General features: G+C 70.1%; 17 protein-coding genes. 10 read left to right on the top strand and 7 right to left on the bottom strand.

From position 1 onward, the window contains the following. Positions 1–5: 5 nt before the first annotated feature. From ABT254_RS28275 to glgX, 3 genes are all read right to left on the bottom strand, one after another. On the bottom strand, positions 6–1421 hold the full coding sequence (locus ABT254_RS28275; RefSeq protein WP_351475746.1) for a sulfatase family protein: 1416 nt from the start codon (positions 1419–1421) through the stop codon (positions 6–8). Positions 1422–1503: 82 nt separating this feature from the next. Continuing rightward, positions 1504–1599, bottom strand: a complete 96-nt coding sequence (locus ABT254_RS28270; protein WP_351475743.1) for a putative leader peptide — start codon at positions 1597–1599, stop codon at positions 1504–1506. Positions 1600–1684: 85 nt separating this feature from the next. Beyond that, the gene (gene glgX / locus ABT254_RS28265) at positions 1685–3928 is read right to left on the bottom strand and encodes a glycogen debranching protein GlgX (protein WP_351475740.1); all 2244 of its coding nucleotides are present in this window, start codon (positions 3926–3928) and stop codon (positions 1685–1687) included. Between the two features lie 308 nt (positions 3929–4236). On the opposite strand from glgX, the gene ABT254_RS28260 reads away from it, so the two are divergent. The 6 genes from ABT254_RS28260 to ABT254_RS28235 all read left to right on the top strand — a co-directional run bounded on the left by ABT254_RS28260 (position 4237) and on the right by ABT254_RS28235 (position 10566). Next, the gene (locus ABT254_RS28260) at positions 4237–5484 is read left to right on the top strand and encodes a L,D-transpeptidase (protein WP_351475737.1); all 1248 of its coding nucleotides are present in this window, start codon (positions 4237–4239) and stop codon (positions 5482–5484) included. A 165-nt stretch (positions 5485–5649) separates the two neighbouring features. Next, positions 5650–6894 (top strand): L,D-transpeptidase, encoded by a 1245-nt coding sequence (locus tag ABT254_RS28255; RefSeq protein WP_351475734.1) that lies wholly within the window; start codon positions 5650–5652, stop codon positions 6892–6894. A 76-nt stretch (positions 6895–6970) separates the two neighbouring features. Beyond that, positions 6971–7738, top strand: a complete 768-nt coding sequence (locus ABT254_RS28250; RefSeq protein ID WP_351475731.1) for an enoyl-CoA hydratase/isomerase family protein — start codon at positions 6971–6973, stop codon at positions 7736–7738. A 272-nt stretch (positions 7739–8010) separates the two neighbouring features. Beyond that, on the top strand, positions 8011–8514 hold the full coding sequence (locus ABT254_RS28245) for an ATP-binding protein (RefSeq protein WP_351475729.1): 504 nt from the start codon (positions 8011–8013) through the stop codon (positions 8512–8514). A gap of 88 nt (positions 8515–8602) precedes the next feature. Then, entirely contained in the window at positions 8603–9382 is a 780-nt protein-coding gene (locus ABT254_RS28240; protein ID WP_351475726.1) for a polysaccharide deacetylase family protein, read from the top strand. Next, entirely contained in the window at positions 9382–10566 is a 1185-nt protein-coding gene (locus tag ABT254_RS28235) for a YncE family protein (protein WP_351475723.1), read from the top strand. The genes ABT254_RS28240 and ABT254_RS28235 overlap by 1 nt, the downstream gene beginning before the upstream one ends. Positions 10567–10595: 29 nt before the next feature. Here the strand turns inward: ABT254_RS28235 and ABT254_RS28230 are convergent, their stop codons facing one another. Then, the gene (locus ABT254_RS28230) at positions 10596–11264 is read right to left on the bottom strand and encodes a GNAT family N-acetyltransferase (RefSeq protein WP_351475720.1); all 669 of its coding nucleotides are present in this window, start codon (positions 11262–11264) and stop codon (positions 10596–10598) included. Positions 11265–11313: 49 nt separating this feature from the next. Here ABT254_RS28230 and ABT254_RS28225 point away from each other — a divergent pair, with 49 nt between their 5' ends. Together ABT254_RS28225 and ABT254_RS28220 are read left to right on the top strand one after the other, a co-directional pair. After that, on the top strand, positions 11314–12228 hold the full coding sequence (locus ABT254_RS28225; protein WP_351475717.1) for a MerR family transcriptional regulator: 915 nt from the start codon (positions 11314–11316) through the stop codon (positions 12226–12228). 58 nt (positions 12229–12286) lie between these two features. After that, a complete protein-coding gene (locus ABT254_RS28220) occupies positions 12287–12499 on the top strand; it encodes an EF-hand domain-containing protein (RefSeq protein ID WP_351475714.1) in 213 nt (70 codons plus the stop codon). Positions 12500–12548: 49 nt separating this feature from the next. Here ABT254_RS28220 and ABT254_RS28215 read toward each other — a convergent pair whose 3' ends face one another. Further along, a complete protein-coding gene (locus tag ABT254_RS28215; protein ID WP_351475711.1) occupies positions 12549–13457 on the bottom strand; it encodes an AraC family transcriptional regulator in 909 nt (302 codons plus the stop codon). A 102-nt stretch (positions 13458–13559) separates the two neighbouring features. Here ABT254_RS28215 and ABT254_RS28210 point away from each other — a divergent pair, with 102 nt between their 5' ends. Both ABT254_RS28210 and ABT254_RS28205 read left to right on the top strand, forming a co-directional pair. After that, positions 13560–14561, top strand: a complete 1002-nt coding sequence (locus ABT254_RS28210) for a zinc-dependent alcohol dehydrogenase family protein (protein ID WP_351475708.1) — start codon at positions 13560–13562, stop codon at positions 14559–14561. 41 nt (positions 14562–14602) lie between these two features. Next, on the top strand, positions 14603–15325 hold the full coding sequence (locus ABT254_RS28205; RefSeq protein WP_351475705.1) for an NADPH-dependent F420 reductase: 723 nt from the start codon (positions 14603–14605) through the stop codon (positions 15323–15325). A gap of 35 nt (positions 15326–15360) precedes the next feature. Here the strand turns inward: ABT254_RS28205 and ABT254_RS28200 are convergent, their stop codons facing one another. Together ABT254_RS28200 and ABT254_RS28195 are read right to left on the bottom strand one after the other, a co-directional pair. Next, positions 15361–15918: a GH25 family lysozyme gene (locus tag ABT254_RS28200; protein WP_351475702.1), complete on the bottom strand. Its 558-nt coding sequence runs from the start codon at positions 15916–15918 to the stop codon at positions 15361–15363. A gap of 130 nt (positions 15919–16048) precedes the next feature. Further along, positions 16049–16912 (bottom strand): YihY/virulence factor BrkB family protein, encoded by an 864-nt coding sequence (locus ABT254_RS28195; RefSeq protein WP_351475699.1) that lies wholly within the window; start codon positions 16910–16912, stop codon positions 16049–16051. Positions 16913–17155 lie beyond the last annotated feature (243 nt).

Here is a 17155-nt window from a genome sequence, read left to right as displayed (position 1 = left end):
CTCGGCTACTGCGGATAGGGGAGCAGACCGGCGGCGGTCTTCTCCCAGGACGCCTTGAGTTCCGCGAGCAACTCCGGCTTGTCGGGTGCCAGATCGGCCTGCTCGCGCAGGTCGGCTCCGAGGTCGTAGAGATGGTCCTTGCCGGTGGAGTCCTGGTAGTACTTCCAGTTCCCGCGCCTGAGGGCCCGGTTGGCGCGCACCCGCCAGAACAGGTCGCGCTCGGGAAGCGCTTCGCCGCGCAGCAGGTATCCGGCCAGGCTCGTTCCGTCCAGCGGGTAGGCGGGGTCGGGTCGGGCGCCCGCCACCTCCAGGAAGGTCGCCGTCCAGTCGGGGGAGAAGTTCGGCTCGTGGCTGACCTGGTGGGCGTCGATGCGGTGCGGCCAGCGCACGATCGTCGGCACCCGGATGCCGCCCTCCTGGAGCACGAACTTCTCACCGCTGAGCGGCCACAGGTACGACCAGCGCTCACCGCCGTTGTCGCTGGCGAAGTACACCAGCGTGTGTTCCTCCTGCCCGGAGCGGCGCAGCGCGGCGAGCACCTCGCCGACGGCCGCGTCCAGGCTCTGCACCATCTCCGTGTACTTGGCGACCGAGCCGCCGTCGAAGTGGTTGAGGGCGTTGCTGACCTCCGCCTGGCTCTTCGCGGCCCGGATCCTCGCCGCGATCACGGCGCCGGTCTCCTCGTCGCCCTCCGCCAGCCAGGGCCAGTGCGGGGTGGTGAAGTTGAGGTTGAGCAGCCAGGGCGCCTCGTGGTCGCGGCTGACGTACTCGACGGCACGCTCGGTCAGGACGTTCGTGTAGTACCGCAGGTCCTGGTACTCGGCGTCGCCCTCGTAGAGGTCGTGGTCGCCCAGCTGCCCCAGTTTGGAGAAGTACTCCAGCACCCCGCCATGGTTGCCGAAGAACTCGTCCCAGCCGGACTTGGTGGGGCTGTAGTCGGGCAGCCAGCCGCAGTGCCACTTGCCGATCAGCGCGGTGGAGTAGCCGGCCTTCTTCAGGAGGGAGGCCAGGGTCGGGTGGTTCGGGTCCAGCCCCTGCGTCCTGTTCGCGATCGGCTCGGCGAGTCCGCCCTTCGTACGTCCGGGATAGCGCCCGGTGTACAGGCTGAACCGGGTCGGTGAGCAGGTCGCGGAGCCGGAGTAGGCGTCCGTGAAGCGCACGCCCTGCCGGGCCAGCCGGTCCAGGTTCGGCGTCCTGATGTGCGGGGCGCCGTAGGAGGAGAGGTCGGCCCAGCCGAGGTCGTCGCCGAGGATGACCAGCAGGTTGGGGCGCTTTTTGGCCGCGGGGCTCGTACGGGCGCGGAACGGGCGCTCGGTGGGGGCGGCTTCGGCGGCGCTCGCGGCGCCCGCGGAACCGGCGACGGCGGTCACGGCACCGCCGCCGACTAGACCACCGAAGGCGCGACGGGATATGTCAGACATAGGGGATCCCAGGGATCGGCGCACCTGCAACACGGCACGCAACGTGAGGGGGAGAGAAAAAGAAGGGGGAAGGGGCTGCGGCTCAGCGACAGATGGCGCTGGACTGCCGGCACAGATCCACGTGGCGTCGCTCCACGAGCGCGACGCGCGCGCGGCGGTGGTCAGCGGACAGCCTCATGACCATGGACGGTGCCAGTGCGCCGGTTGAGCCGTCAAGGACGTGTTCGCACTGTGGAACGGCCGCAGCCGCGCAGTGCCACCGCTCAGCCGACCCGCAGCAACAGCACCGCCCGCGCCGGCACCGTGATCGCCGTCCCCGCCCGGTGCACCACCCCGGGCGCCTCCCCCTGCGCCTCCCGCGACGTGTCGACGACCACCTCGTACTGCTCGGCCCACGGCGGACCCGGCAGCACGAAGCTCACCGGGCGGTCCCCGGCGTGCAGGACGGCGAGGAAGCTGTCGTCGAGGATCGGATCGCCCCGCTCGTCGCGGCCCGGTATGTCCCGCCCGGACAGATACATGCCGAGCGTGGCGGCGGGCGCGTACCAGTCCCGCTCCGTCATCTCCGTGCCGCGCGCGGTGAACCAGGCCAGGTCGCGCAGACCGTCGGCGGAGTGCGCCCGCCCCGAGAAGAAGGCCCGGCGGCGCAGCACGGGGTGCTGGTGCCGCAGCTCGATGAGCCGGGCCGTGAGGTCGAACAACGCCTTCCAGCCCGGCTCCTCCAGCAGCCCCCAGTCCAGCCAGCTGATCTCGTTGTCCTGGCAGTACGCGTTGTTGTTGCCGCGCTGGGTGCGCCCGAGTTCGTCGCCGGCCACCAGCATCGGCACGCCCGTCGACAGCAGCAGGGTCGTCAGCAGATTGCGCAGCTGCCGCCGCCTGAGCCCCCGTACCCGCTCGTCGGCCGTCTCGCCCTCCGCCCCGCAGTTCCACGACCGGTTGTCGTTCGAACCGTCCCGGTTCCCTTCGCCGTTGGCCTCGTTGTGCTTGCGCTCGTACGACACCAGGTCGCGCAGTGTGAAACCGTCGTGCGCGGTGATGAAGTTGACCGACGCGTAGGGCCGGCGGCCGCCCCACGCGTACAGGTCGCTCGACCCCGACAGCCGGTACCCGAGATCCCGCACGTCCGGCAGCGCGCCCCGCCAGAAGTCCCGTACGGCATTGCGGTACCGGTCGTTCCACTCCGTCCACAGCGGCGGGAAGGCCCCCACCTGATAGCCGCCGGACCCGACGTCCCACGGCTCGGCGATCAGCTTCACCCGCCGCAGCACCGGGTCCTGCGCGATGACCGCGAGAAAGGGCGACAGCATGTCCACGTCGTGCATGGACCGGGCGAGGGCGGCGGCCAGATCGAAGCGGAAGCCGTCGACGCCCATCTCCGTCACCCAGTAGCGCAGGGAGTCGGTGATGAGGCGGAGCACGTGGGGTTGTACGACGTGGAGCGTGTTCCCGCAGCCGGTGTAGTCGGCGTAGCGGCGCGCGTCCGACTGGAGCCGGTAGTACCCCCGGTTGTCGATCCCCTTCAACGACAGCGTCGGACCGAGCTCGCCCGCCTCCGCCGTGTGGTTGTAGACCACGTCGAGGACGACCTCGATGCCGGCCGCGTGCAGCGCGCGCACCATGCGCTTGAACTCGCCGACCTGCTGCCCCGTCGTACCGGACGCGGCGTACGCGGCGTGCGGAGCGAAGTAGCCGATCGAGTTGTAGCCCCAGTAGTTCCTCAGACCGCGGCGCAGCAGATGGTCCTCGTGCGCGAACTGGTGGACGGGCAGCAGCTCGACAGCCGTGACGCCCAGTTTGACGAGGTGTTCGACGGCGGCGGGGTGCGCCAACCCCGCGTAGGTGCCGCGCAGTTCCTCAGGGATCCCCGGGTGCAGGGCGGTGAAGCCCCTGACGTGCAGCTCGTAGATGACCGAGTCCGCCCACGGCGTCTTCGGGCGGCGGTCGTCGGCCCAGTCGTCGTCATCGTGGACCACGACGCCCTTGGGGACGTACGGCGCCGAGTCCCGGTCGTCGCGCACGGTGTCCGCGACCTGCTGCTGGGGCCAGTCGCGCACATGCCCGTACACCTCGGGCGGCAGGCTGAAGTCGCCGTCCACGGCGCGCGCGTACGGGTCGAGGAGCAGCTTCGCCGGGTTCCAGCGGCCGCCGGTCCACGGGTCCCAGCGGCCGTGCACCCGGTAGCCGTAGCGCTGACCGGGCATCACCCCCGGCACGAAGCCGTGCCAGATCTCGTGCGTCAGCTCGGTCAGCCGGGCGCGGGTCTCCTTTCCGGCCTCGTCGAACAGACACAGCTCCACCGCCTCCGCCCCGCCCGCCCACAGCGCGAAGTTGGTGCCCGCCACCCCGTCCGGGCCGACCCGGAACCTGGCCCCCAGCGGCATCGGCGCCCCCGGCCGCACGGGCACGCCCGGCACCTTGCGGGGCGCGCCGTTGACCACGCCGGCCGGGCGTTCACCCTCCTCGGCACGCCCCTCGGCCACCGCCTCCTGCTCGGCTGCGCTGGACACCAGTCCGCCTCCCACGGCTCGCGGAACGACCTCCAAAAAGAGCGCACGGCGTCCCGGCCGCGGCTCCCCGTCGCGTCGTCCTCCCCACTGTTCTGCCCAGAGCATGGGGGACGAAGTCCCATCCGGTTCGGCAGCGTCCCTCAGGGGCACGGGGCCCCGCCGCGTCAGCGGCTGACGTCACAGCCGATATGCGGCTCAGCCGCGGGGCGCGACCAGCCACAACGGCGCCGCAGCTGATCGATGGCTCAGCCCGCGGAGCGCACCCGCACTCACGTTTCCCCAGGGCGGGGCCGGTCGTTGGGAAGCTCGTGAGGCATGGACAAGGGCGCGCACGGCGCGCGAGGGCCGCGCTGGCCGCCGTACTGACATGGGCAGGACTGCTGGCCGGAGCCGCCGGCTGTACCGCGGACCCGGCGGACCGCGGCGACATCGGTGAGGCGTTCGGCAAGGCTCGGGCACCCGAGGACGTCATCCGGATCTCCCCGGACGAGGGCAGCAAGGGCGTCCGCCCCGGCCGCAGGCTCCGGGTGGGGGTGCCCAGCGGACGCCTGGAGTCCGTGAAGGTCGTCAAGTCGCAGGACGCACAGGACTCGGAGGTGCCCGGCCGCATCTCCGAGGACGGCCTGCGCTGGGAACCCGACGAGAGTCGGCTCGCGCTGGCCGCCAAGTACACCGTCGACGCGGTGGCCCTGGACGGCCACGGCCACAGGTCCGCACGGCACACGACGTTCACCACGTTCGTCCCCGACGAGCGCTTCATCGGCTACGTCACCCCGGAGAACCGTTCCACGGTCGGCACCGGAATGATCGTCTCCCTGGAGTTCAACCGGGAGATCGAGCACCGCGCGGCCGTCGAGCGTGCCATCCACGTCACCGCGCGACCGCCGGTCGAGATCCGCCCGCACTGGTTCGGCAAGGACCGCCTCGACTTCCGCCCACAGCGCTACTGGAAACCCGGCACCCAGGTCACCGTCTCCCTCCGGCTCCGCGACGTCGAGGGGGCACCCGGGGTCTACGGGCTGCAGTACAAGACGTTCTCCTTCACCGTCGGCCGCAGCCAGGTCTCCGTGGTCGACGCGGCCGCGCACACCATGCAGGTACGGCGCGACGGCGCGCTGCTCGCCACCGTGCCGATCACGGCCGGGGCGCCCAAGCACACCACCTACAACGGGAAGATGGTGGTGATGGAGATGCTCGAGCTGACGCGTATGAACGGCGCCACGGTCGGCTTCAAGAAGCGCAACGGCAAGGGCGAGTACGACATCCCGGACGTCCCGCACGCCCTGCGCCTCACCGACTCCGGCACCTTCCTGCACGGCAACTACTGGGCGCCGAACGCCCCCGGCCACGTCAACGTCAGCCACGGCTGCGTGGGGCTCATGGACGTCAAGGGCGGCAGCTCCGACACCCCGGCCGGCTGGTTCTTCGACCGCAGCCTCGTCGGGGACGTCGTCCAGGTCATCCACAGCAATGACAAAAAGGTCGCTCCCGACAACGGCCTCGGAGGATGGAACATGGGCTGGAAGGAGTGGAAGGCGGGCAGCGCGGTCAAGTGACCCGAGGGGGCGGGGACGGGGGCCGGGCGAAGGGGTCGGTGTTTGCGACGGAACGGTGACCTTCACCTGACACGATCCCCAAAACCTTGCAGTTAATATGCGCCAATGCGCGCGCGGGACGCGCCGGGGAGCGGGCCTGACCAGGGCCGGCGAGGGGAGAACAACTTGAACGTGCGGCCGATATCGGGGGCGTCGGTTGACGCGCGCGGGAGATGGCGCAAGGGGCGGCTGGCACTCATATCCGGGGTGCTGCTGCTGTCCGTCACCGCGTGCGGAGGGGGAGGCTCGAATTCCGGGTCCGGTTCCGGCGACGGCAAGGGCAAGGACGCGGACGCGACGCAGACCAAGCAGTCGGCGGCCGTCGTCACGATTGCCCCCAAGGACGGCGCGAAGTCCGTCGAGACCAGCGGCGTCCTCAAGGTCGGCGCAAGCAAGGGCAAGTTGACCGAGGTCGAGGTCAGGGACACCAAGGGCGGGGAGATAGCAGGGAAGATCACCGCCGACGGCTCCGGCTGGACGCCGTCCACCCACCTGGCCGCGTCCACCAAGTACACGGTGCACGCGGTCGCGAAGGACTCCGAGGGGCGTGAGGCCGCGGAGGACTCCAGCTTCACCACGCTCACTCCTAAGAACACCTTCATCGGCACCTTCACCCCGGAGGACGGCTCCACCGTCGGCGTCGGGATGCCGTTCTCCGTCCGCTTCACCCGGGGCATCACACACCCCGAGGACGTCAAGAAGGCCATCACCATCAAGACCGAACCGGCCGTCGACGTCGAGGGCCACTGGTTCGGCAACGACCGCCTCGACTTCCGCCCGGAGCACTACTGGAAGTCCGGTACGAAGGTCACGGTGAGCCTGAACCTCGACGGCGTCGAGGGCCGGCCCGGCGTCTACGGCAAGCAGGACAAGACGGTGAAGTTCACCATCGGCCGCAACCAGGTCTCCATCGTCGACGCCAAGACCCACCAGATGAAGGTCACCCAGGACGGCAAGGTCATCAAGACCATCCCGATCACCACGGGCAAGCCGGGCTACGACACCTGGAACGGCCAGATGGTCATCAGCGAGAAGCTCCGGGTGACCCGCATGAACAGCGAGACGGTCAACCTCGGCAAGGAGTACGACATCAAGGATGTCCCGGACGCGATGCGGCTGACCGACTCCGGCACCTTCATGCACGGCAACTACTGGGCCGGCGGAGCCTTCGGCAACTACAACGCCAGCCACGGCTGCGTCGGTCTGCGGGACGTGCGGGGCGGCTACGACCGCAAGTTGCCGGCGGGCTGGATGTACGACCACTCCATCCTCGGCGACGTGGTGATCGTCAAGCACGCCCATGACGAGACCGTCTCCCCGGACAACGGGCTCAACGGCTGGAACATGTCGTGGGAGAAGTGGAAGTCGTAGAGGTGCGCTGATGTACGGCCCCGGTGTGAGGTACGGCACCGGGGCCATTGTCGTTAGCGCACGTTAACCTGCCCTCATGACCGTGAATCTCGAAGTCGCCGAAGGCGTCGGGACGATCCGCCTCGACCGTCCGCCGATGAACGCGCTGGACGTCGCCACCCAGGACCGGCTCAAGGAGCTGGCCGAGGAGGCGACCCGGCGCGACGACGTACGGGCCGTGATCGTGTACGGCGGGGAGAAGGTGTTCGCGGCGGGTGCGGACATCAAGGAGATGCAGAACATGGACCACACGGCGATGGTCCTGCGCGCCCGCGCCCTTCAGGACTCGTTCACCGCGGTGGCCCGTATCCCCAAGCCGGTGGTCGCGGCGATCACGGGCTATGCGCTCGGCGGCGGCTGCGAGTTGGCGCTGTGCGCGGACTACCGGATCGCGGCCGAGAACGCCAAGCTGGGCCAGCCGGAGATCCTGCTGGGCCTGATCCCGGGCGCCGGCGGCACCCAGCGGCTGTCCCGGCTGGTCGGCCCGTCGAAGGCGAAGGACCTGATCTTCACCGGCCGGATGGTCAAGGCGGACGAGGCGCTGACGCTGGGTCTGGTGGACCGGGTGGTGCCGGCCGAGGAGGTCTACACCGCCGCGCACGAGTGGGCGGCGAAGCTGGCCCAGGGTCCGGTGATCGCGCTGCGGGCCGCGAAGGAGTCCATCGACACCGGCCTGGAGACGGACATCGAGACGGGCCTCGCCGTCGAACGGAACTGGTTCGCGGGCCTGTTCGCCACGGAGGACCGTGAGCGCGGGATGCGCAGCTTCGTGGAGGAAGGGCCGGGCAAGGCCAAGTTCCTCTGAGTCCCCCTGAACCACTTGCAATTGACGCGCTGTCTGATCCGGGTCCCTCGATGGGGCGGTTTATGGGAGCCTTAAGGCAACCTTAAGTCTGCCTTGTCGAGGGAGACCGTAGATTGCCCCCACGAGAGCCTTCAGCGCAGGTCGGGCGGGCTGTCGAAGCCCCTGAACTGCCCGTGGCATATGTCAACGGGCCTATTCGGAACGACGTATTCCGGGGGGCGTATTCCTCAGGAACGGCCCCGGAGGGCGCTCTGGGCGGCCATGATGGGGGCATGGCGGGGCTGGAGGGCATCGAACAGCCGCGGGGACACGGCCGTGTGACGGCGGCGCGCTGGTCGCCCGCTGTGGAGGACGAACGAGCGCTCAAGGCGCTCGAGTTGTTCGGCAACCCGACCGAGGCGGAGGTACCGCTGCCGTCCCGCCCGGAGTCCGCCGCCACCGCCCGCCGGCTCACCCAGGTCGTGGTCCTGCGCCAGTGGGGTCTGACGCCCAAGATGACGGAGGACGCCGTCCTGCTCGTCTCCGAACTGGTCGGCAACGCGGTCCGCCACACCGGCGCCCGGGTCTTCGGCCTTCGGATGCGCCGCCGCCGGGGCTGGATCCGTATCGAGGTCCGCGACCCCTCCCGGGGCCTGCCCTGTCTGATGCCGGTCCAGGAGACGGACATCAGCGGCCGGGGCCTGTTCCTGGTCGACAAGCTCTCCGACCGCTGGGGGGTCGACCTCCTGCCGCGCGGCAAGACGACCTGGTTCGAAATGAGGGTCGCCGACCGCTAGGTCGAGCCGTGTCCGGCCGCGACCCGGCGAATGTCCCCCGATCGGGTCAATCGGCCCTTTTCTTACCCTTCGCCTCTTAAATGGTGCGGTGACCTCGACCGACCGCCGGACAGCGCTCCGCACGGGTGCCGGCCTTCTCGCCGCGGGCGCCCTCACCGCGGGGTGCGCCACGAACGGCGCCGTCGCGCACCCCACTTCATCGGCGCACCCGTCGTCCACCCCGTCCTCCACGTCATCCGCCGCCCCCGCCCCGCGCCGCTTCCCCGGCCGGCCCGCCCAGCTCACCCACGGCCCCCGCACCCACCCCCGGGTCGCCCTCACGTTTCACGGCCAGGGCGACCCCGCCATCGCCCACGCCCTCCTCACCGAGGCCGAGCGGCGCGGTGCCCGCCTCACCGTCCTGGCCGTAGGCAGCTGGCTGGACCAGCACCCGGACATGGCCCGCCGCGTCCTCGAGGGCGGCCACGACCTCGGCAACCACACCGAGCGCCATCTGGCCGTCAACGCCCTGCCCGAGGACGACGCCCGCAGCGAGATCACCGCCTGCGCCGACCGCCTGGAGCACCTCACCGGCTCCATCGGCACCTGGTTCCGCCCCTCCCGCGCCCCCCTCGCGTCCCCGCTGGTCCTGCGCCTGGCCCGCGGCGCCGGCTATCCGCACGTCCTCTCGTACGACGTCGACTCCCTCGACTACACCCGGCCCGGCGCCGGCGCCGTCCAGCGCAAGGTCCTCGACGAGGTCCGGGGCGGCTCCGTGGTGAGCATGCATTTCGGGTACGCGGACACGGTCGCTGCCCTCCCCGTCGTACTGGAAGAACTCGCCCGCCGCGGCCTGGCCGCGGTGACCACCACGGAGTTGTTCAGCTGATGAACCCCACCCGGCTCACCCGCGCCCTCCTCGCGACCGTCGCCCTCGCCTCGCTCACCGCCCTCGCCGCCTGCACCGGCGGCGCCCGGCACGAGGACGAGGCCCTCGGCAAGAAGGCCGCCGTCGCCCCGCCGAAGAAGAAGGCCGCGGTGCCGGGCCTGGCCGGAATGCCGCCCGTGCTCGACCCGCACGACGTGTACGCGGCCGACCGCCCGAACCGGCTCTCCCCGGTGGTGCGGCACTTCCCGTCCCGGGTCTACGTCCCCAACACCAACTCCAACACGGTCTCCGTCATCGACCCGAAGACGTACAAGGTCATCGAGACGATCCCGGTGGGCGCCCAGCCCCAGCACGTCGTCCCCTCCTGGGACATGAAGACGCTGTGGGTCAACAACGACCGGGGCAACACCCTCACCCCCATCGACCCGAGGACGGGGAAGGCCGGCAAGGCCGTCGACGTGCACGACCCCTACAACCTGTACTTCACGCCGAACGGCAAGTACGCGATCGTCATGGCCTCCCTCGACCGCGAGCTCGTCTTCCGCGACGCGCACACCATGAAGCGCGAGAAGACCGTGCCGGTCAGCTGCTACGGCGTCAACCACGCCGACTTCTCCCTGGACGGCCGCTACTTCATCGTCTCCTGCGAGTTCAGCGGTGAACTGCTCAAGGTCGACACGGCGAAGATGAAGGTGATCGGGCAGGAGAAGCTGCCCTTCCAGGGTGCGATGCCGCAGGACGTCAAGATCTCACCCGACGGCAAGAGGTTCTACATCGCCGACATGATGGCCGACGGTGTGTGGATCCTGGACGGCGACAAGTTCACCAAGCCCACCCTCCTGCCCACCGGCAAGGGCGCCCACGGCCTCTACGTCAGCCGCGACTCGCGCGAGATGTACATCTCCAACCGGGGCGAAGGCACCATCTCCCTCTTCGACTTCACGCAGAACAGGCTCACCAAGAAGTGGCACCTGCCGGACGGCGGCAGCCCCGACATGGGCGGCGTCTCCGCGGACGGCAAGGTCCTGTGGCTGTCGGGCCGCTACAACTCCGAGGTGTACGCCATCGACACCGGCACGGGCACCCAGCTGGCCCGCATCAAGGTCGGCAGCGGCCCGCACGGCCTCGCGGTGTACCCGCAGCCGGGCCGCTACTCGCTCGGCCACACGGGCATCTTCCGCTGAAACACCGCGAGTCGGGCCGAGCGGGACGATCATGAACGACTGTCGGAGCAACCCGTACCACCGGCCCTGGCGCTGAGCAGCAGGGCTTCAGCACCCACAGGACGGTAGCCCGCCGCCTGGAACGCCCGCATGCTGCGGGCGTTGCCCGGCGACACCTGGGCCCACACCGGCTCCCCGGCCAGGTGCCGCGCCGCCGTCACCAGCAGCCGCCCCAGCCCCCGGTGCCGTACCTCCTCGTCCACCTCGACCGCGACCTCCAGGCGCCCCGCGACCCCGCGCCCCAGCACCACCACGCCGCCCTGTGCCGCCCACAGCCGCACGTCCTCGCGGTGCGTACGGGCCCGGGCGGCCCGGGGATGACCGGCCTCGGTGATCTCCGTCAGGGCGAGCGGAGGCCCGCCAGGCAGCGGGTCGCCGACCAGAAGCGCGTCGATGGTGTCGGTCCGGCGACCCGTCCGCTCCAGCAGCGCCGTGAGGAACCGGGCGTTCATGCTCGCGGCCAGTTCGTCGCAGTCGACGGCGCGCAGTGTCTCGTACACCCACGTCGGGTCCTCGTCGGTGAAGACGACGGAGTGCGCGGTGAAGGCGATGACCCCGGCGTCCCGGTGCGAGGCCTGCGGGACGACGGTCGTACGGCCGTCGGCGGGCGGGAAGACACCGCGCGCGGCCGCGTCGAGAATGTCCCGCAGAGTCTCCATCGCCCCGCTCCTTGAGTCTCCACCCACTGGAAGGCCCAGACTCACACACATGATCGACGACGGCACCGGACTTTTCACCATAGGCGAGCTGGCGCGGTCCACGGGCCTGACCGTGCGCACCATCCGCTACTGGTCCGACGAGGGCGTCCTGACCCCCGTGACCCGCTCCTTGGGCGGATACCGGCTCTACGACACCGAGTCCGCCGCCCGTCTGGAGCTGATCCGCACGCTGCGTGAGCTGGGCCTCGGTCTGGACGACGTACGCAAGGTGCTGGACGGGGAGCGGACGGTCGCTCAGGTCGCGGCGGCGCACGTGGTGGCGCTGGACGCGCAGATCCGCTCCCTGAAGGTGACCCGGGCGGTGCTGTCGACCGTGGCGCGACGCGGTTCGACCGCAGAGGAGATGACCCTGATGAACAAGCTGGCGCGGCTGTCGGCGGCCGAGCGGGCCCGAATCGTCGAGGACTTCACGACGGAGATCTTCGACGGGCTCGACACCGCCGACCCCGACATCCGCAAGCGGCTGCGGTTCGCCCCCGCCGACCTGCCGGACGAGCCGACCCCCGAGCAGGTGGACGCCTGGGTGGAGCTCGCCGAGATGATGCAGGACCCCGAGTTCCGGGCCCTGATGCGCAGGATGATCGAGTTCAACGCGGCGGACCGCGGCCCGGACGTGCCCGCGGGCACCTCGCTGTGGTTCATGAGCCGCCTGGTGCAGCTCGCGGGTCAGGCCCTGGAGCGGGGCATCGCCCCCGAGGCACCCGAGGCCGAGGAGCATCTGCACGGGCTGCTCGGCGACGCGGACCCCGCCGAGGTGCTGAAGCGACTGGAGGCGGGCACCAATGTCCGTGTGGCCCGCTACCGCCAGTTGTGGGCGGTCGTGGCGGGGCTCGGGCCGCAGTCCGCGTACGAGCCGGAGTTCGCCTGGGTGGTCGCCGCACTGAAGGCCCGCGTGGCCAGCTAATCTGACCTGCGTCAGTACGACAGCAAGACACGCAGTCACGGAGAAAAGGGGCGGATCGGTGGCCGACATCGAGGCAGCGCGCAAGGAGTTCCAGCGGATCGACAGCGACGGCGACGGGTTCATCACCGCCGCCGAGTTCAAGACCGCCCTTGCCCAGGGGGGCGACTGGAACGTCACCGAGTCGGTCGCCGAGGTGATCATCAAGACCCGTGACCTGAACGGCGACAAGGTGCTGTCGTTCGAAGAGTTCTGGGCGTACCTGAACAAGTAGGACGTGCCGGGGGTGCCTGTCCGCACGGCGGACGGCACCCCTGCCGGCCTCAGGACACCTGCCTCCGGTACTGCCCCGGTGCCACCCCGAACTCCCGCTTGAACGCCTTGGCGAAGGCGAACTCCGAGGTGTAGCCCGCGCGTTGGGCGATCAGGCGCAGGGGAAGGTCCTCCTCGCGCAGGAGGCGGCCCGCGGTCGTCATGCGCCACCACGTGAGGTAGGCGAGCGGCGGTTCGCCGACCAGTGTGGTGAAGCGGCGGGCGAAGGCCGCGCGGGACAGGCCGCTCTCCATGCCCAGCTCCTCGACCGTCCAGGGGCGGGCCGGGTCACCGTGGATGGCGCGCAGGGCCGCGGCGACGGCCGGGTCGTCGAGCGCGGCCGACCAGCCGGTGGCCTTGCGGTCGTGCTGCCACCAGGCGCGCAGGATGTACAGCAGCAGGGTGTCGAGCAGCGAGGTGACGATGGCGTCCGAGCCGGGCTGCGGCTCCTCCAGCTCCATGCCGAGCAACTCCACCGCCGCCCGCAGTGAGCGGTGGGCGCCGACCCGGGCGGGCAGGTGCACCACGTCGGGCAGCTCGGAGACCAGCCGGTGGGTGCGGCTGCGGTCCATCTGGTAGGAGCCGCAGAGCAGGACCGCGTCCGGTGTTCCCTCCCGTGGAGTGTTCGTCGGTGCGGGCCACCGGTTGTCCGAACCCGGCCGCACGTGCTCCAGCGGCACGTCGAGCCCGCTGGCCAGCGCGTGCCCCCGCCCGTGCGCCAGGAACACCACGTCCCCGGGCCCGACCGCGACCGGCTCGCCCTCCGCCGGGATGAGCCATGCCGACCCGCGCAGCACCACATGGAACCCGGCCCCCGGGGATGCCTCGAACCGCATGCCCCAGGGTGCGTACTTGTCCCGGCGCGAGGAGTGCGGCCGCCCGGTGCGCATCGCGCTCACGGCGTCACTGAGTACGTCCATGCCCGAACGGTAGCCGCATGCCGTACCGGAGAGACGATCGGACAGGAAAGGGAGAGCGGTGGGCATGGATCGTCTCGTGTCCCGCCACCTAGCGTGTTCCGCATGCCAACTACCGCACGCACTGTGCTTTTTCATGAAATCGGCGGACCTGAGGTGCTGACGGTCGAGGACGTGACCGTCCCCGACCCCGCCCCCGGTCAAGTGCTCGTACGGGTCGAGGCGTTGGGACTCAACCGTGCCGAAGCCCTCTTCCGGAGCGGCGGTTACTACTACCAGCCGGCCCTCCCCGCCTCCCGTCTCGGCTACGAGGCCGCCGGCGTCGTCGAGGCGGTCGGCGAGGGCGTGACCGAACTGGCCGTCGGCGACCCGGTGATGACCGGCCCCGGCATCGAGATGAGCGCGCAGGGCGTGTACGCCGAGCGGGTCGTCCTGCCCGAGACGGCGGTCCTGCGCCGCCCCGCCTCCGTCGACGCCGTCACCGGCGCCGCGGCCTGGCTCACGTACACGACCGCGTACGGCGCCCTGCTGGAGACCGCCGGCCTCAGGCCCGGCGACCATGTGCTGATCACCGGCGCGTCCAGCGGTGTCGGCACCGCCGCGATCCAGGTCGCCCGCCGCATCGGCGCGATCCCGCTGGCCACCACCCGTACCGAGGAGAAACGGGACCGGCTGCTGGAGCTCGGCGCGGCCGAGGTGATCGTCACCGGCGAATCGGCCCCCGAGGCCGTGGCCAAGGAGGTCAAACGTCTCACCGGGGGCAACGGCGCCGAAGTGATCTTCGATGCGATCGGCGGCCCCGGCTTCGGCCCGCTCGCCGAGGGCCTGGCACCGGGCGGCTCCGTGGTCGTCTACGGCTGGCTGGACACCCGCCCGGCCGAGATCCCCCGGAACTGGCCCTTCACCCTGCACACCTACGCCAACCTGATCCTCACCGGCACACCCGCCGGCCGTCGTCGCTCCACCGCCTTCCTCGACGCCGGTCTCGCCGACGGCGGGTTCCGCCCGGTCGTCGGCGAGGTCCTCGACGGCCTCGACCGGATCCAGGACGCCCACCGGCTGATGGAGTCCAACCGGCACACGGGCAAGATCGTCGTCCGGGTCTGAGGGCCTCACCCGTTCGGCCGCGACGACGGAATAGGCCGCCGATGTCCGAGGTTGACGCGACCCGGACGTCCGCACGTGCATCATCCACGGAAAGGCCTGTCATGAAGATCGGCATCATCGGCGCGGGCAACATCGGCGGCAACCTCACCCGGCGGCTCACCGCCCTCGGCCACGACGTCTCCGTCGCCAACTCCCGCGGTCCCCACACGCTCACCGAGCTGGCCGAGGAGACCGGCGCGACCCCCGTGCCCGTGGAGAAGGCGGCGCGCGGCGCGGAGGTCGTGGTGATCACGATCCCCGTCAAGGCGATCCCCGACCTGCCGGCGGGCGTCCTGGACGGTGCGGCCGAGAACGTCGCCGTGATCGACACCGGCAACTACTACCCCCGGCAGCGGGACGGCAGGATCGCGGCGATCGAGGACGAGGGCCTCACGGAGAGCGCCTGGACGGCACAGCAGATCGGCCACACCGTCATCAAGGCGTTCAACGGCACCTTCGCCCAGGACATCCTGGATCGCGCGCGCCCCGCGGGCGACCCCGACCGGCAGGCGATCCCGGTCGCGGGCGACGACGAGGCCGCGAAGCGCGTGGTCAGGAACCTGATCGACGAACTCGGCTTCGACACGGTCGACACGGGCACCCTCGCCGACTCCTGGCGCCAGCAGCCGGGCACACCGGTGTACGGCCTGCGCGCGGGCGTGGAGGGAGTGACCAAGGCGCTGGCGGAGGCATCCCGGGAGCGCCAGGCGGACTTCCGGGGGTAACCGCGCTGCGTCCGGTCCGCCGTACGACTCACACGTCACGCATTCCTGGCCCACTCCTTCAGCGCGGCCTTGTCGGCGAAGTCCGCGACATCCTTGTCGTGCGGCTCGCTGGTGTACTGGTGGAAGCGCCACTTGGCCTTGATACGGGGCTTGCCCGCCGTGACGTAGTCGGCGATCCAGAGGCCGTCGCCGGCGTACGAGGTCGTGTCGACGTTGAGCCAGAAGTCGCGGTTGGTGTAGAGCACGACCTGGTTGTTCGGCCGCAGTTCCTTCACTTTGCGGATGAACAGGTCCTTCTCCGCGTTGCTGGCATGCGTCCCGGCGCTGGTCCGCTCCCAGTCCACGGCGAGGATGTCGCCCGCCTTCTCGGGGGCGTGCTCGACGAAGTACTCGGCCTGGGCCTGGAGATGGCCCGGCCAGAGGAAGTGGTAGAAGCCGACGACGAGGCCGGCGTCCCGGCCGTGTTTCGTCTGGGCGCCGAGTCTTGGATTGACGTACGAGCGGCCCTCCGTCGCCTTGACGAAGACGAAGGAGAGGCCGTCCGTACCGTACGAGGAGGGCTGGTAGGCGCTTACGTCGATACCGCGCAGCATGGAAGGACTCCCTGAAGTGCCGGTGGGGGGACAGCGGTTGATTCATCCCCACCTTTGCACGGGTGATCCGTTCCGGATGTGGAAACGACGTGCAAAACGTCGACGCACGACTTCGAGCGCTCCGCGGAGTTCACGTTCTGCGTGGCGGAGCGTCATCGGGTTTCGCCAGCTCTGCGTTGAACTGAGCGCCGACAAGAAGAGCCAGATTGGACAGCCACAGCCAGACCAGGAAGACCACGACGCCTGCCAGCGAACCATAAAGATCGTGATAGGTGCTGACATGGGAGGTGTAAACGGCGAATCCGACGGAGACGGTCAGCAGGAGCGCTACCGCCAAGACGCCGCCGGGAGCCATTTTCCCGACAGGGCGGGAGCGTGCCGGGCCCGAACGGTACAGGATGAGCACCAGCACGACGGCGACCGCGGTCACGACCGGCCACCGCAGTGCGTGCCAGGCGGCCTGCGGTCCCGTTCCGAGATTCAGTGCTCGGCCCAAGCGCCGCGCCAGGCTGCCGGTGAGCAGCAACGCCAGGGTCGACGTGAGAAGCAGGGTGATCAGGGCGAGGGCGGTGGCGATGATGCGCGGAGCGGTGCGCCACACGGGCCGGTGCGAACTCATCCGGTGCATGGCGTGCAACGCCCGGCGGAAGACGCTCAGATAGCTGGATCCCGACCACAGGGCTCCCGATGCTCCCAGGCAGACCAGCGTCCATTCCGTCGAGGGCTGTCCGGCCATCTGCCGAAGGGTGCCGCGCAGCACAGCGCGGGACGCGGCCGGGGTGGCCTGCAGGAGATGGTCGATCACCTCCGGCTTGTCCGTGGGCATCGTCAGACCCAGGACCGAGAGGAGTACCAGCAGCAAGGGGAACAGGGCCAGGACCGCGTAATAGGTGAGGGCGGCGGCCCAGTCGGTGACGTCGTCGTTCCAGACGGCCGTCGGCGTCCGGCGCAAAGCAGCCCACCAGTGAGCCGTGGGACCGTCTGCATCGTCCATGACGCGGATGCTCTCACCCCGGTAGGTGCGGCGGGACGTACTGCGGTTTCAGTTCTCGGCGACGTCTCGGAGAAAGGCTTCCCGGACTGATGCCGGACATGCCCCTTTCCCGTCTTCTCATGAGGTCACGAAGGAGCATTGTTCAAACGCCTCCTTGGCCTTTCCTTTCGGCGTCATGGAGGACACCTCCCGACAGGTCGTGCGAATGGCTTCAGAAACGCGGGGCACTTGAGCGTGCAGGAG

The organism is Streptomyces sp. NPDC001137 (assembly GCF_040298885.1).
In the GTDB taxonomy this organism is placed as follows: domain Bacteria; phylum Actinomycetota; class Actinomycetes; order Streptomycetales; family Streptomycetaceae; genus Streptomyces.
The sequence above is the reverse complement of the archived record's forward strand: the minus strand, read 5'-3'. Positions and strand labels throughout refer to the sequence as shown.